The following is a 14,434-nucleotide window of genomic DNA, read 5'->3' on the forward strand; positions in this document are numbered from 1 at the left end:
TCACTTCAACATCAACGGCCGCCGCCCAGGTCCAGGAACGTACCGGTGGCATACGAGGCCTTGTCTGACAGCAACCAGATAATCGCTTCCGCGACTTCATCCGGGCGTCCGCCACGGGCCATGGGGATACCGGATTCGAGTTTGCTGACGCGGTCCGGGTCGCCGCTCAAGGCGTGGAAGTCGGTGAAGATATACCCCGGGCGTACCGCGTTGACGCGAATGCCCTCGCCCGCGACCTCTTTGGACAGGCCCAGGGTAAAGGTGTCGAGTGCGCCCTTGGAGGCCGCATAGTCAACGTACTCCCCCGGCGAACCCAGGCGCGCCGCCACCGATGACACGTTGACGATACTGCCACCCTGCCCGCCATGCCTGGGCGACATGCGCAGCACCGCGTGCTTGGCGCAGAGGATCGGGCCGAGCACGTTGGTCTTCATGATTTTCAGGATGCGGAATTCAGACATTTCATCGACCCGCGCCTTGTGCGCGACGGTGCCGGCGTTGTTGACCAACGCGGTGACACGCCCCAACTCGGCATCCACACGGTTGAACAGCGCGATCACCTCATCTTCAATGCTGACATCCGCGCGCACGGCAATCGCCTGGGCGCCCAAGGCACGCACCTGTTCGAGGACGCTGTGGGCGGCGGTTTCATCGGACTGGTAGTTGATGCAGATGCGATAGCCCTCGCGAGCTGCCAGCAGTGCCGTCTCGGCGCCAATCCCGCGGCTACCCCCGGTGATGATGACAACTTTGTCCATGCGTGCGGTCTCCTGATCCAACCTGATGGTTATGGTTGGATCCAATACTAACCGTCACGCACGGCTTTTGTCAGGCGCGACTGCCTCTTCGGCACGCTGGATGTCGAGCATGAAACTGTCGGCCGGCAGCGGATGGCCGAGCAGGTAGCCCTGCAGGGAATTACACCCCAGGCGGGTGAGGAAATTCTGCTGCACATCGGTCTCCACCCCCTCGGCGACAATCCGCAAGCCCAGGGCCTGGCCCAGGGCAACGATCGCCGAGACGATGGCGGCATCGTCGCTGTCGTGCTCCAGGTCACGCACGAAGCCGCGGTCGATCTTCAACTCGTTGGCGGGCAAGCGCTTGAGGTACATGAGGCTGGAATAGCCGGTGCCGAAATCGTCAATGGACAAATCCACGCCCATTTCCGACAACTGCTGCAACACCGTCATGCTCGCATCGGCATCGCTCATGGCGGTGGTCTCGGTGATTTCCAGGGTCAGGCTGTTGGCCGGCAACTGGTGCCGCGCGAGTGCCGTGGCGACACTTTTGACCAGCCCGGCATGGCAGAACTGCAGCGCCGAGAGGTTCACGGCGATGCGCCAGTCTTCATAGCCCTGCACATACCACAGACTCATCTGGCGGCAGGCCTCGTCGAGCACCCACTCACCAATCGGAATGATCAGGCCAGTCTTTTCCGCCAATTCGATAAAGGTCGCCGGCAGCAACAGGCCCTGTTGCGGATGTTCCCAGCGCAACAACGCCTCGGCACCGACCGGGATGCCACTGACCGCGTCGAACTTGGGCTGGTAGTACAGGCGAAATTGCTGCTGCTCGACGGCATTGCGCAGGTCCTGCAGCAACTGCAGCTGCTTGCGCGCATTGGTATTCATCGACACATCGAAAAAGCTGTAGCCGTTCTTGCCCATGCCCTTGGCGTGGTACATCGCGGCGTCGGCGTTCATCAGCAGTTCCTGGGGGCTGCTGCCATTGCCCGGGAACATGGCGATGCCGACGCTGGCGGAGATTTTCAGTTCATGCTCGGCCACCTGGAACGCGCGGTTGATCAGTACCACCTGGCGCTCAGCAAGGCCCAGGGCGTCATCCGGCTGGGTCAGTTGTACGAGCAACACAAACTCATCCCCGCCGATGCGCGCCAGTGTGTCCTGGCTGCGCAGGTCCTCGCGCAGGCGCAGGCCGACTTCGCGCAACAGTTGGTCGCCCATATGGTGACCAAAGGCATCGTTGACCGGCTTGAAGCCGTCGAGGTCGATAAACATCAGCGCGAAGCAACCGCCCTGCTCTTTGACCGCTTGCATCGCCTGTTGAATGCGATCCGCCAGCAACGTGCGATTGGGCAAGCCGGTGAGCATGTCGTGCAGCGCCAGGTGGGTGAGCTCCTGATTGGCCAGGGTCAGCGAGTCGGCGAGTACGGCCGTGCGGGCTTCCAGGCGCGCGTCGAGCAGTGAGGTCAGCAACGCGATGATCAACACCGCCAGTGAGGTCACCAGCACCAGGTTATCCAGGCCCTTGCCGCTCAAGCCGCTCAACGCGGCGCCGCAGTAGCTCTCATCGGCAAATTGCGCCGCCGCCATGCCGGTGTAGTGCATGCCGACGATGGCGATCCCCATCACCACCGCCGCCCCGCCCCGGGCCAGGCGCACGTAGGGGGTGTTGCGGCGCAGATTGAACGCAATCCACAGCGCAGCACCGGAGGCCACCACCGCGATCAGCAACGAGGCGCCAAATAAGGTGGGGTCGTAGTCGATGCCGGGGGTCATGCGCATCGCGGCCATGCCGGTGTAATGCATGCTGGCGATGCCGGCCCCCATGATCAGCGCGCCCAAGGCCAGCTGCCACGCGGGCAATCGTGGCTGGCTGACCAACCACAAGGCAAAACCACTGGACAATACTGCGATCAATAACGACAGCGCGGTAATGCCCAGGTCAAACCCCAGGGCAAACGGCAGGCGCAGCGCCAGCATGCCAATAAAGTGCATGGACCACACGCCCACTCCCATCGCCAACGCCCCGCCGGCCATCCATAGGTAAACGGCGCGTCCTTTGGCCGTCGCGAGACGACCGGTCAGGTCCAGGGCGGTGTAGGAAGCGAGAATCGCGACAAACAGCGAAATCACAACCAGCGAGGGGGAATAACTACCGATGAGCATGGGACTTCTCGTACACAACGGGCCCGAGAGACCCGTGCGAAATGGCAAAGCGGGCGATTGTAGCGAGATTAATTCTTGAGCACTTGATTAATTATCAGAGCGCCATTAGTGGCAATTTGACGCCAATGATCTGGCTCGCGGGCGCTGCGCAAGGCACTGCAGACGCCGCCTTTGCAAGCCGGCGCCGGCAGTGAATTGGGGGGTCAGTCCTTTTCGGCGATGGGCGTTTGCCCATCCCAACCACCGCCCAACGCGGCGATCAGTTGCACGCTGGCCACCAGGCGTGTCTGCAGCAAGGTCAGCACGGTGCGCTCGTTGCTCAGCGCGGTGGCCTGTACCGTCACCACGTCCAGGTAGGCGATCAGCCCGGCCTTGTACTGGTTCTGGGTCAGGCGCAGTGACTCGCGCGCGGCGTCGAGTGCTTCATTGCTGACCACTGCTTCGTCTTCCAGCACCTTGAGCTGCACCATGTAGTTTTCCACTTCACGGAAGCCATCGAGCACGGTCTGGCGGTACTTGGCCACGGTTTCGTCATAGGAGGCCACGCTGCGGTCGACTTCCGCCGAGCGCTGGCCGCCGTCGAACAGGGTCATGGCCAGCTTGGGGCCCACCGACCAGAAGCGGTTCGGCAGGCTGATCCAGTCGGCGTAGGTGCTGCTGGAATAACCGCCGGCCAGGCTCAGGCTCAGGTCCGGGTAGTAGGCTGCCTTGGCCACGCCGATATTCGCGTTGGCGGCGATCACCGAACGTTCGGCCGAGGCGATATCCGGGCGGCGTTCCAGCAGTTGCGACGGCAGGCTCACCGGAATCTGCGGCAGCGCCGGGATGTCCTTGCTCACCGCCAGGTTGAAGTTGGCCGGAGCCTCGCCGATCAATACGGCAATCGCGTTTTCCAACTGGGCGCGCTGCCAGATCAGGTCGATCAGGCTGGCCTGGGTGGTCTTGAGCTGGGTCTGCGCCTGGGCCACCGCATCCTTGCCGGAAACGCCGGCACGGTATTGGTTTTCGGTCATTTGCAGGGAGCGCTGATAAGTCTCCAGGGTCGCTTGCAACAGGCGCGTCTGCTCATCCATCACGCGCAATTGCAGGTAGCTTTGCACCAGTTCCGACTGCTGGCTCAGGCGCATCGCCGCGAGGTCGGCCGAGCTGGCCTCGGCACTGGCTTCGTTGGCTTCCAGGCCACGGCGCAACTTGCCCCAGATATCCGCCTCCCAACTCACGCCCAACTGCGCATTGAGGGTGTCGCGGATGCCACTGCTGGAACTGCTGAGGCTGGCGTTACTGCTGCCAGTGCCCTGGCTCGCGCGGGTTTTGCCGGCGCTCAGGTCGACGGTGGGGTAAAACGCACCGCGCGAACTGCGCACCAGGGCCTGGGCCTGGCGAAAGCGCGCCTCGGCCTGGGCCACGGTCTGGTTCGAGTTGTTCAGGCGCAACACCAGGTCATTGAGTTGGCGATCGCCGTACAACTCCCACCAGGCGCCACGGGCCAGGGAATCGCTCGGCGTGGCCTGGCGCCAACCCTGGGCTTCCTTGAACTGTGCAGGCTCGACCACTTCCGGGCGCTTGTAATCCGGGCCGACGGCGCAGGCGCTGAGCAGCAGCGCAAGCCCCATCGTAGGCGCGAGTTTGCTCGCGAAGGTCGCCAACGATAACGCGCCCAGCCGGGGCACACGCGGTGTCCGGTTTTTTTTCGCCGGCAAGCCGGCGCCTGCGGAGCAAGGCGCGTTGTCGAGGTCCGCCACGGCAACCGGATGCGGTGCGTTGGCATTGATTGAATCAGTCATAGCGCAGTGTCCAGGGCAGCATCGGTGCGCACGCCGCGCCAGGCGTTGAAACGGTGGCGCGCGCGGTCGAGATAGAGGTAGACCACCGGGGTGGTGTAGAGGGTCAGGACCTGGCTGAACACCAGGCCGCCAATAATGGTCAGGCCAAGCGGGTGGCGCATTTCCGCGCCATCGCCGGTGCCAAGCAGCAACGGCAAGGCCCCGAGGATGGCCGCCAACGTGGTCATCAGGATCGGGCGCAAACGCAGCAGGCAGGCACTGCGAATCGACTCCAGCGGCCCCATGCCGTCGTTGCGTTCCAGTTGCAGGGCGAGGTCGATCATCAGGATCGCGTTCTTCTTCACCACACCGATCAGCAGGAACAGCCCCAGCAAGGAGATCAGGCTGAACTCGCCCCCGGTCAGGTAGATGGCGAGCATGGCGCCAACCCCGGCCGACGGCAGCGTCGAGAGGATCGTCAGCGGGTGGATGTAGCTTTCATACAGGATGCCCAACACCAGGTACACCGCCACCAGCGCGCCGAGGATCATGAAAGGCTGGCCTTTCTGCGTGGCGGCGAAGGCATCGGCAGTACCGGCCATCTTGGCGATCACGTCTTCCGGCAGGCCGACCTTGGCAATCGCCCGCTCGATGGCGGCCGTGCCCTGCTCCACCGTGACGCCGGGCGACATGTCGAAGGCAATGTTTTCCGAGGCGAACTGGCCTTCGTGGCTGACGCGGTCATCCGCCAGGCTGTTTTCATAATGGGCAATGGTCGACAACGGCACCCGTGCGCCCGTGGAGGTAATCACCTGCATCTGGTTGAGGGTGATCGGGTCCTGGGCGTATTTGGGGTTGACCTCCATCACCACCTGGTACTGGTTGAGGCTGTCATAGATGGTCGAGATCTGCCGCTGGCTGTAGGCGTTGTTGAGCACCGCCGTGACCATGTTCATATCGATGCCGAGGCGCTTGGCCTGGTCGCGGTCGACAATCAGCGTGACCTGGGCCGCGCCGCGCCCTTCGCGGGCGTCGATGGCGGTCAGCTCCGGCAGCTCGCGCAAGGCGGCGACCACTTTCGGGTACCACAGGCGCAACGCGGCCAGGTCACCACTTTGCAGGATGTAGGAGTACTGCGCGCTGGTCTGGTCGCGGCTGCCGCCAAATTGCAGGTCCTGGTCGGCCATCAGGAACAGGCGCCCGCCCGGCACCAGCGGTACATCCTTGCGCAGGCGCTCGATCACCGCCTGGGCGGAAATCTTGCGCTCGCTGATCGGCTTGAGCCGCACCAGCATCACCGCGTTGTTGGTGCCGTTGTTGCCGCCGATAAAGCCGGCCACGCTGAGCACTGCCGGGTCCTTGAGCACGGCCTTGCGGAAGGTTTCCATCTTCGGCTGCATCACGCTGAACGACAGCCCGTCATCACCGCGCACAAAACCAATCAACTGGCCGGTGTCCTGCTGCGGCATAAAGGTTTTCGGCACCACCACGTACAGCGCCACGTTCACGCCGATGGTCAGCAACAGGCTGAGCAGGGTCAGGCGGCGGTGGCGCAGCACCCAGTCGAGGCTGGTGGCGTAGCCGGCGACCATGCGGTCGTTGATCTTCTGGCTCCAGCGCTGCAGGCCGGTCATCTGCCCTTTCACATGCGGCTTGAGCCAGCGCGCGCAGAGCATCGGCGTCAGGGTCAGCGAAACAATCAGCGACACAATGATCGCCGCCGACAAGGTGATGGAAAACTCGCGAAACAGGTTGGTGACAATGCCGCCCATGAACAGGATGGACAGGAACACCGCCACCAGCGACACGTTCATCGACAGCAAGGTGAAGCCCACTTCCTGGGCACCCAGGTACGCCGCCTTCATCGGCGGCACGCCGTCGTCGATATGCCGGGAAATGTTCTCCAGCACCACGATGGCGTCGTCGACCACCAGGCCGGTGGCAAGGATCAGCGCCATCAACGAGAAGTTGTTCAACGAGAATCCGTACAGGTACATGATCGCGAACGTGCCCACCAGCGACACCGGCACCGCCAGGGTCGGGATCAGCGACGCACGGAAGTTGCCGAGGAACAGGTAGACCACCAGGATCACCAGCCCCACCGCAATCAGCAAGGTCATCTCGGCTTCATGCAACGTGGCGGTGATCACCGGCGAGCGGTCCATAGCCAGGCTGAGCTTGACGCTGGACGGCAGCACCGCCTGCAACGCCGGCAGTTGCGCCTTGATCTGCCTGACGGTCTCGATGATGTTGGCGCCGGACTGGCGGTTGATCACCAGCAGCACCGCCGAGTCATTGTTGAAGAAACCACTGTTGTAGCGGTCTTCGACGCCGTCGCTGATCTTCGCCACGTCGCCCAGGCGCAGGGCCGCGCCGTTCTGGTAGCGAATCAGCAGCGGCTCATAGTCCTTGGCTTTTTCCAGCTGGTCGTTGGCCTGGATCTGCCAGTTGCGCTCGCTGTCTTCCAAGGAGCCCTTGGGCCGCCGCTGGTTGGCGTTGGCGATGGTGTTGCGCACGTCGTCCAGGGCCACGCCGTACTGGTCCAGAGCCTTGGGTTCCAGCTCGATGCGCACCGCCGGCAGGGAACTGCCGCCGATCTGCACTTCGCCCACGCCCGGCACCTGGGACAGGCTTTGCGAAAGGATGGTGGACGCCAGGTCGTACAACTGGCCCTTCTGCAACACGTCCGAGGTCAGCGACAGCACCATGATCGGTGCCTGGGACGGGTTGATCTTCTTGTAGGTGGGCATGCTGCGCATGCCGCTGGGCAGCAGGTTGCGCGAAGCATTGATTGCCGCCTGCACTTCTCGCGCCGCGCCGTTGATGTCGCGGTCGGAGTCAAATGCCAGGATAACCCGCGTGGAGCCCTGGCTCGACGAGCTGCTCATGGTGGTGATGCCGGCAATCGCGCCGAAGGAGCGCTCCAGCGGCGTGGCCACGGTGGACGCCATCACCTCGGGGCTGGCCCCCGGCAGGCTGGCCGACACCACGATCACCGGGAAGTCGATCTGCGGCAACGGCGACACCGGCAGCAGGTTGAAGCTCACGCCCCCCAGCAACATGATCGCCAGGCTCAGCAGCATGGTGGCTACCGGCCGGCGAATGAACGGTCCGGACAAATTCATGACTCAACCGGCTCCAGGCTTTGCGGCTCTTTGCGCCAGCGACGGCCCAGGCGATCGAAGTACAGGTAGATCACCGGCGTGGTGAACAGCGTCAATACCTGGCTCACCAGCAAACCGCCGACCATCACCAGGCCCAGAGGCTGACGCAGTTCGGCACCGGAACCGGTGGCCAGCATCAGCGGCACCGCACCAAACAGCGCGGCCAGGGTGGTCATCAGGATCGGCCGGAAACGCAACAGCGCCGCCTGGTAGATCGCGGTCTGCGGGTCGAGGCCCTGGTTGCGTTCGGCGTCGAGGGCGAAGTCGATCATCATGATCGCGTTCTTCTTCACGATACCGATCAGCAAAATGATGCCGATGATCGCGATCATGCCCAGGTCATTGCCGCTGAGCAGCAACGCCAGCAAGGCTCCCACCGCCGCCGACGGCAACGTGGACAGGATGGTGATCGGGTGAATGTAGCTCTCGTAGAGCACGCCGAGCACGATGTACATGGTGACCACCGCCGCCAGGATCAGCAGCAAGGTGCTCGACAACGACGCCTCGAACGCCTGCGCCGCGCCCTGGAACTGCGTCTGCACGCCCACCGGCATGCCGATGTCCTTCTGCGCCTGGTTGATCAGCTCCACGCCTTTGCCCAGCGCGACGCCGGGGGCCAGGTTGAACGACATCATCACCGCCGGGAACTGGCCGATATGCGCAATCGCCAGTTGCGCCTGGCGCTGCTCCACATGGGCCAGGCTGGACAGGCGCACCTGGCCGCCATCGGTGGTTTTCACGTGGATCTGGTTCAGCGCCGCAGGGCCGAGGGTTTCCCCGGACTGCGCCTGCAGCACCACGCGGTACTGGCTGGCCTGGGTATAGATGGTCGAAATCTGCCGCTGGCCGAAGGCGTCATACAGCGCGTCGGTAATGGTCGACACACTGACACCCAGGCGCGAGGCCGCATCACGGTCGATTACCAGGTACACCTGCAGGCCTTTGTCCTGCAGGTCGCTGGCCACGTCGGTGAGTTCCGGCATCTGGCTCAGGGCGTGCACCAGCTTGTCGCTCCACAGCGCCAGCAGGTCGGCGTCCGGCGAGGACATGCTGAACTGGTACTGCGTGCGGCTGACGCGGTCTTCGATGGTCAGGTCCTGCACCGGCTGCATGAACAGGCGGATGCCGACCATCTTGTCGATTTCCGGTTGCAGGCGGGTGATCACCTGGGCCGCGCTCAAGTCGCGCTGGCCGTGGGGCTTGAGGTTGATCAGCAGGCGGCCGCTGTTCAGCGTGGCGTTATCGCCATCCACGCCGATATACGACGACAGGCTTTCCACCGCCGGGTCGGCGAGAATGATCTTCGCCAGCTCCTGCTGGCGCTGGCTCATGGCCGCAAAGGAAATCGACTGCGGGGCTTCGGAAATCCCCTGGATCACGCCGGTGTCCTGCACCGGGAAGAAGCCCTTGGGCACCACCAGATAGAGAACTACGGTGAGGCCCAGCGTGGCGATGGCCACCAGCAGGGTCAGCGGCTGGTGCTTGAGCACCCACTGCAACTTGCGCCCGTAGGCTTCGATCAGCCAGTCGATCCAGGCGCCGCTGGCCTTGTAGAAACGGCCCTGCTCCTCTTCCTTGGGTTCATGCTTGAGCAGGCGCGCGCACATCATTGGCGTGAGGGTCAGCGACACCACCAGGGAAATCAGGATCGCCACGGCCAGGGTGATGGCAAATTCGCGGAACAGCCGCCCCACCACATCGGCCATGAACAGCAGCGGGATCAATACCGCGATCAGCGACAGGGTCAGGGAAATCAGGGTGAAGCCGATCTGCTTGGCGCCCTTGAGCGCAGCATTCAAGGGTGTCTCGCCCTCCTCGATATAGCGCGAGATGTTCTCCAGCATCACGATCGCATCGTCCACCACGAAGCCGGTGGCGATGGTCAGGGCCATCAGCGTCAGGTTGTTAATCGAAAAACCGGCCAGGTACATCACGCCAAAGGTACCCACCAGCGACAGCGGCACGGCAATGGACGGGATGATCGTGGCGCTGACCCGGCGCAGGAACAGGAACGTCACCATCACCACCAGGGCAATGGCGATGAGCAATTCGTGTTGCACATCAGTGACCGAGGCGCGGATGGTCTGGGTGCGGTCGGTCAGCACCGTCACATCGAGGCCGGCCGGCAGGTTGTCGGTGATGCTCGGCAGCAGCGCCTTGATACGGTCGACCACCTCGATCACGTTGGCACCCGGCTGGCGCTGGATATTCAGCAGCACGGCCTGGTTTTCATTGGCCCAGGCGGCGAGGCGCTCGTTTTCCGCACCGTCGACAATTTCAGCCACGTCTTTAAGGCGCAGCGGCGCGCCATTGTTGTAGGCCAGGATCAATTCGGCATATTGCTGCGGCGAGACCAACTGGTCGTTGGCATCCAGCATCGACACTCGCGTGGGGCCGTCGAAGTTGCCCTTGGGCTGGTTGACGTTGGAGGCGGCGATCAGGGTGCGCACGTCCGACAGGTTCAAGCCGTTGGCCGCCAGGGCCTCCGGATTGACCTTGATGCGCACGGCCTGGCGCTGGCCGCCGGCGATGCTGACCATGCCGACGCCGCTGATCTGCGCGATTTTCTGCGCCATGCGCGTGTCGACCAGGTCGTTGAGCTTGGGCAGCAGCATGGTCTTGGAGGTGATCGCAAGCGTCAGCACCGGGGTATCCGCCGGGTTGACCTTGTTGTACACCGGCGGCGCCGGCAAATCCTTGGGCAGCAGGTTGGTGGCGGCGTTGATCGCGGCCTGCACCTGTTGTTCGGCAACATCCATATTGATGTCGAGGTTGAAGCGCAGGGTCAGCACCGACGCGCCGCCGGAGCTGGTGGACGCCATCTGGGTGAGACCGGGCATTTGCCCGAACTGGCGCTCCAGCGGCGCGGTCACCGCACTGGTCATCACATCGGGGCTGGCGCCGGGGTACAGGGTCATCACCCGGATCGTCGGGTAGTCCACCTGGGGCAACGCCGATACCGGCAACAGGCGATACGCGATGATGCCGGCCAACACAATCGCCAGCATGCTCAGCGTGGTGGCGACCGGGCGGAGGATAAACAGCCGCGACAGGTTCATGAACCGACCTTTTGCGCCTTGCCGGCGGAGGCGCCGGTCTCCCCTTTAGCTGCCGGCTGGCCCTGCAGGTGTTCGGTGGGGGTGGTCGGTACTTCGCTGCTGTCGTTGACCACTTCGATTTCGCTGCCGTCCTTGAGGCGGTCGGTGCCTTCGAGCACCACACGGTCGCCGGCCTTCAGGCCTTCCTTGATCACCGTGTTGTCGCCGTCGGTATCGCCGACCACCAGGGTCTGGACCTTGACCTTCTTGTCACCGTCGAGCACGTAGACAAAGGTGCCGGTGTTGCCGAACTGGATCGCCGCCGACGGCGCCAGCACCACGTTGTGCAGGGTGTCGGCCAGCAGGTGCACATTGACGAACTGATTCGGGAACAGTGCCTGGTCCTTGTTATCGAACCGCGCCTTGAATTTCAGGGTGCCGGTGGTGACATCGATCTGGTTGTCCAGGCTTTGCAGCACGCCGGTGGCCTGCTGCTTCACGTCGCCACGGTCCCAGGCTTCGACGGGCAGCTTGTTGCCGGCGTGGTAGCGGGCGAGCACGGTTTCCAGGGTGTTTTCCGGCAGGGTGAACGCCACGCTGATCGGCTGGGTCTGGGTGATGACCGCGAGAAACGTGGTGTCGTTGGCCGCGACCAGGTTACCGACGTCGACCTGGCGCAAGCCGACGCGGCCACTGATTGGCGCGCGGATCTTGGTGAATTCGAGGTTGAGCTTGGCGTCGTCCACCGCGCCCTGGTTGGTCTTGACCGTGCCCTGGTATTGCAGGACCAGCGCTTCGGCGGTGTCCAGGGTTTGCTTGGCGATACTGTCCTGGGCGTACAGGCCGCGATAACGCTCGACGTCGACCTGGGCGTTTTTCAGCTGGGCCTGGTTCTGCATCAGCGTGCCCTGGGCCTGGAGCAAGGCGTTCTGGTAGCTGCGCGGGTCGATCTCGGCCAGCAGGTCGCCCGCCTTGACCATCTGCCCTTCTTCAAAGGCGATCTTCACCAGCTCGCCGCCCACCCGGCTGCGCACATTGATGGTATTGAGCGCCGTCACCGTGCCCAAGGCCTTGTAGTACACCGGGAATTCCCCCAGCACCGCAGGCGCCACACGCACCGGGATCGGGCCGGTAGACCCGCCGAAGCCCGGGCGCATCATCCCCGACTTGCCGGCATGCCCAGCCGGTTTTTTCGCGTCGGCGTCCTTGTGGCTGCCGGGCCAGAATTTCCAGCACAGGCCGGCGATGACCAGCAGCACGAGCAGGCCGAACAGCCAGCGGCGGGAGTTGCGGGGGGAGGATTGCATGGAGTGATCAACCATTGGGCGCGAGAGCTTCTTCTTTGGGAGGCTGAAAGATAAGCACTGGAGCGCTTTAAGAAAAGCGCCTTTACCGGCTATTTACCTTGGGCTTACAACTTTTAACTTCTGACCTTAGTCCATTGCCTATTTCGCTAAGCGCCTGAACGACAAATAAAAACGGCCTGGACTAGGCCAGGCCGCAATCATGTAGCACGCGTGTTACTGCAAAACGACAGTAATGCGCCGAAACAGTTACTTCAAAACAGCCAGGGCGGCTTCGTAGTTGGGTTCCTGGCCAATTTCGCTGACCAGTTCGCTGTGCAGCACCTTGTCGTGTTCATCCAGCACCACCACGGCACGGGCGGTCAGGCCACGCAGTGCGCCTTCGGCGATGGAGACGCCGAAATCAACGGCGAAGCCCGGGTCGCGGAAGTCCGACAGGTTTTTCACGTTTTCCAGGCCTTCAGCGCCGCAGAAGCGCGCCTGGGCAAACGGCAGGTCGCTGGAGATGCACAGGACCACGGCGTTCTTCAGGTCATTGGCCTGGGCGTTGAACTTGCGAACCGAGGTCGCGCAGGTCGGGGTGTCGACGCTTGGGAAGATATTCAGCACTTTGCGCTTGCCGGCGAAGGTCGCCAGGGTTGCGTCCGACAGGTCGCCGGCGGTGAGGATGAAATCCGGAGCCTGGGAACCGACTTGCGGCAGCTCGCCTTCAACCTTGATTGGGTTGCCACGGTGGGTGACTTGAGCCATGAACAGAATCCTTATGCTGGGTTTTGGTTAAACGAATTCGAGAGGCCGAAGTTAACCACAAAGTGCCGTGGCTACCTACCACCAGACGCAAATTGTCATGCCACCGGGTTGTGGTTTAATTGCGCGCTTTTGCCCTGCCCTTAAAGGAAGCCGTTGTTGATGAATCAGCCTGCCACCAAAGTCCTGGTCATTGGTTATGTCTGGCCGGAGCCGCGTTCTTCGGCGGCGGGCGGGCACATGATGCAGATCCTTGAGAGTTTTCTTACACAAGGTTGGGACATTACCTTCAGCAGTCCGGCGACCATCGGCGAACACAAGGCGGACCTGCCCGCCCTCGGCATCCGCGAATGCGCGATCGAACTGAATAACAGCAGTTTCGACGATTTTATCCGCGAACTGGCCCCGGACATCGTGCTGTTCGACCGTTTCATGATGGAAGAGCAGTTCGGCTGGCGCGTGGAGAAATGCTGCCCCGACGCCCTGCGCGTGCTTGAGACCTCCGACCTGCAGAGCCTGCGGGACGCGCGCCAGCAGCGCTTCAAGGAGCACCTCAAGGCCCATCCCGACACTGACGACTTCAGCGCCCTGTTCACCCCCGCGCTGCGGGAGGAATTCGAGTTGATGGCCGACACCGACCTGGCCAAGCGCGAAATCGCCGCGATTTATCGTTGTGACATCAGCCTGATGATCTCCGACGTCGAAATCCGCCTGCTCACCGAGCAGTTCAAGGTGCCCGCCGCCCTGCTCCACTGGTGCCCGCTGATGCTGCAGCCGCCGACCGCGGCGTTTGTGCCGTTTGAAGACCGTGCGCACTTCCTCAGCATCGGCAACTTCCGCCACGCGCCCAACTGGGATGCGGTGCTGTGGATGAAGAACAGCCTGTGGCCGCTGATCCGCCAGCAATTGCCCGGCGCCCAGTTGCATATCTACGGCGCCTACACCCCGCCCAAGGCCACCGCCCTGCACAACCCGGCGCAAGGCTTCCACGTGATGAACTGGGCCGAAGACGCGCTGCAAGTGATGACCGCTGCACGCATCTGCCTCGCGCCGCTGCGCTTTGGTGCCGGTATCAAGGGCAAGTTGGCCGATGCGATGCTGTGTGGCACGCCGAATATCACCACGCCGATCGGCGCCGAAGCCATGGGCGACGAGCAGCCCTGGCCCGGCGTAATCGCCGAGGATGCGCAGGCATTCGCCGCTGCGGCGGTCAGGCTGTACCAGGACCGCGAACGCTGGACCCAGGCGCAGGAACACGGCCGCCAGTTACTGGCCAGCCGCTATGACCAGGACCTGCATGGCCCGGCGCTGGTGGCCTGCCTGGAACACTGCCGCAGCCACCTTGCCGCCCATCGCCGGGATAACTTCACCGGCAGCATGTTGCGCCATCACGCGCATAAAAGTACGCAGTACATGTCCCAGTGGATCGAGGCCAAAAACCGCCTCGCCTGAACACCGGTGCTGGCGAGGTCGCGCGCGAGGGGGCATTATCCCAGGCAGCAACCACAA

The 14,434-nt window shown here is 63.2% G+C and carries 8 protein-coding genes; 1 reads left to right on the forward strand and 7 read right to left on the reverse strand.

The window, feature by feature from the left end:
- Positions 1–11: 11 nt before the first annotated feature.
- The 7 genes from C9990_RS17590 to tpx all read right to left on the reverse strand — a co-directional run bounded on the left by C9990_RS17590 (position 12) and on the right by tpx (position 12,928).
- A complete protein-coding gene (locus C9990_RS17590; RefSeq protein WP_065906637.1) occupies positions 12–758 on the reverse strand; it encodes an SDR family oxidoreductase in 747 nt (248 codons plus the stop codon).
- Positions 759–812: 54 nt separating this feature from the next.
- A complete protein-coding gene (locus tag C9990_RS17595; RefSeq protein ID WP_106804120.1) occupies positions 813–2,909 on the reverse strand; it encodes a bifunctional diguanylate cyclase/phosphodiesterase in 2,097 nt (698 codons plus the stop codon).
- A gap of 203 nt (positions 2,910–3,112) precedes the next feature.
- Positions 3,113–4,522 carry an efflux transporter outer membrane subunit gene (locus tag C9990_RS17600; RefSeq protein ID WP_226939992.1) on the reverse strand — a complete coding sequence of 470 codons (1,410 nt, stop codon included), beginning with the start codon at positions 4,520–4,522 and terminating at the stop codon, positions 3,113–3,115.
- Positions 4,523–4,689: 167 nt separating this feature from the next.
- Entirely contained in the window at positions 4,690–7,797 is a 3,108-nt protein-coding gene (locus C9990_RS17605) for an efflux RND transporter permease subunit (RefSeq protein ID WP_065906633.1), read from the reverse strand.
- Positions 7,794–10,895 (reverse strand): MdtB/MuxB family multidrug efflux RND transporter permease subunit, encoded by a 3,102-nt coding sequence (locus tag C9990_RS17610; RefSeq protein WP_106804121.1) that lies wholly within the window; start codon positions 10,893–10,895, stop codon positions 7,794–7,796. The genes C9990_RS17605 and C9990_RS17610 overlap by 4 nt, the downstream gene beginning before the upstream one ends.
- Positions 10,892–12,196 (reverse strand): MdtA/MuxA family multidrug efflux RND transporter periplasmic adaptor subunit, encoded by a 1,305-nt coding sequence (locus tag C9990_RS17615; protein ID WP_106804122.1) that lies wholly within the window; start codon positions 12,194–12,196, stop codon positions 10,892–10,894. The genes C9990_RS17610 and C9990_RS17615 overlap by 4 nt, the downstream gene beginning before the upstream one ends.
- Positions 12,197–12,427: 231 nt before the next feature.
- The gene (gene tpx / locus C9990_RS17620; RefSeq protein WP_106804123.1) at positions 12,428–12,928 is read right to left on the reverse strand and encodes a thiol peroxidase; all 501 of its coding nucleotides are present in this window, start codon (positions 12,926–12,928) and stop codon (positions 12,428–12,430) included.
- Positions 12,929–13,087: 159 nt separating this feature from the next.
- On the opposite strand from tpx, the gene C9990_RS17625 reads away from it, so the two are divergent.
- Positions 13,088–14,377, forward strand: a complete 1,290-nt coding sequence (locus tag C9990_RS17625; RefSeq protein ID WP_106804124.1) for a glycosyltransferase — start codon at positions 13,088–13,090, stop codon at positions 14,375–14,377.
- Positions 14,378–14,434: the final 57 nt, after the last annotated feature.

The sequence above is a fragment of the Pseudomonas sp. S5D5 genome (genome assembly GCF_003013355.1).
In the GTDB taxonomy this organism is placed as follows: Bacteria; Pseudomonadota; Gammaproteobacteria; order Pseudomonadales; family Pseudomonadaceae; genus Aquipseudomonas; species Aquipseudomonas aylmerensis.

Bases quoted from the DNA above. Each gene is read 5' to 3' on its own strand.
- C9990_RS17595 (WP_106804120.1), bottom strand. From the start codon at position 2,909: ATGCTCATCGGTAGTTATTCCCCCTCGCTGGTTGTGATTTCGCTGTTT.
- C9990_RS17605 (WP_065906633.1), bottom strand. From the start codon at position 7,797: ATGAATTTGTCCGGACCGTTCATTCGCCGGCCGGTAGCCACCATGCTG.
- C9990_RS17615 (WP_106804122.1), bottom strand. From the start codon at position 12,196: ATGGTTGATCACTCCATGCAATCCTCCCCCCGCAACTCCCGCCGCTGG.
- C9990_RS17600 (WP_226939992.1), bottom strand. From the start codon at position 4,522: ATGGGGCTTGCGCTGCTGCTCAGCGCCTGCGCCGTCGGCCCGGATTAC.
- C9990_RS17610 (WP_106804121.1), bottom strand. From the start codon at position 10,895: ATGAACCTGTCGCGGCTGTTTATCCTCCGCCCGGTCGCCACCACGCTG.
- C9990_RS17625 (WP_106804124.1), top strand. From the start codon at position 13,088: ATGAATCAGCCTGCCACCAAAGTCCTGGTCATTGGTTATGTCTGGCCG.
- tpx (WP_106804123.1), bottom strand. From the start codon at position 12,928: ATGGCTCAAGTCACCCACCGTGGCAACCCAATCAAGGTTGAAGGCGAG.
- C9990_RS17590 (WP_065906637.1), bottom strand. From the start codon at position 758: ATGGACAAAGTTGTCATCATCACCGGGGGTAGCCGCGGGATTGGCGCC.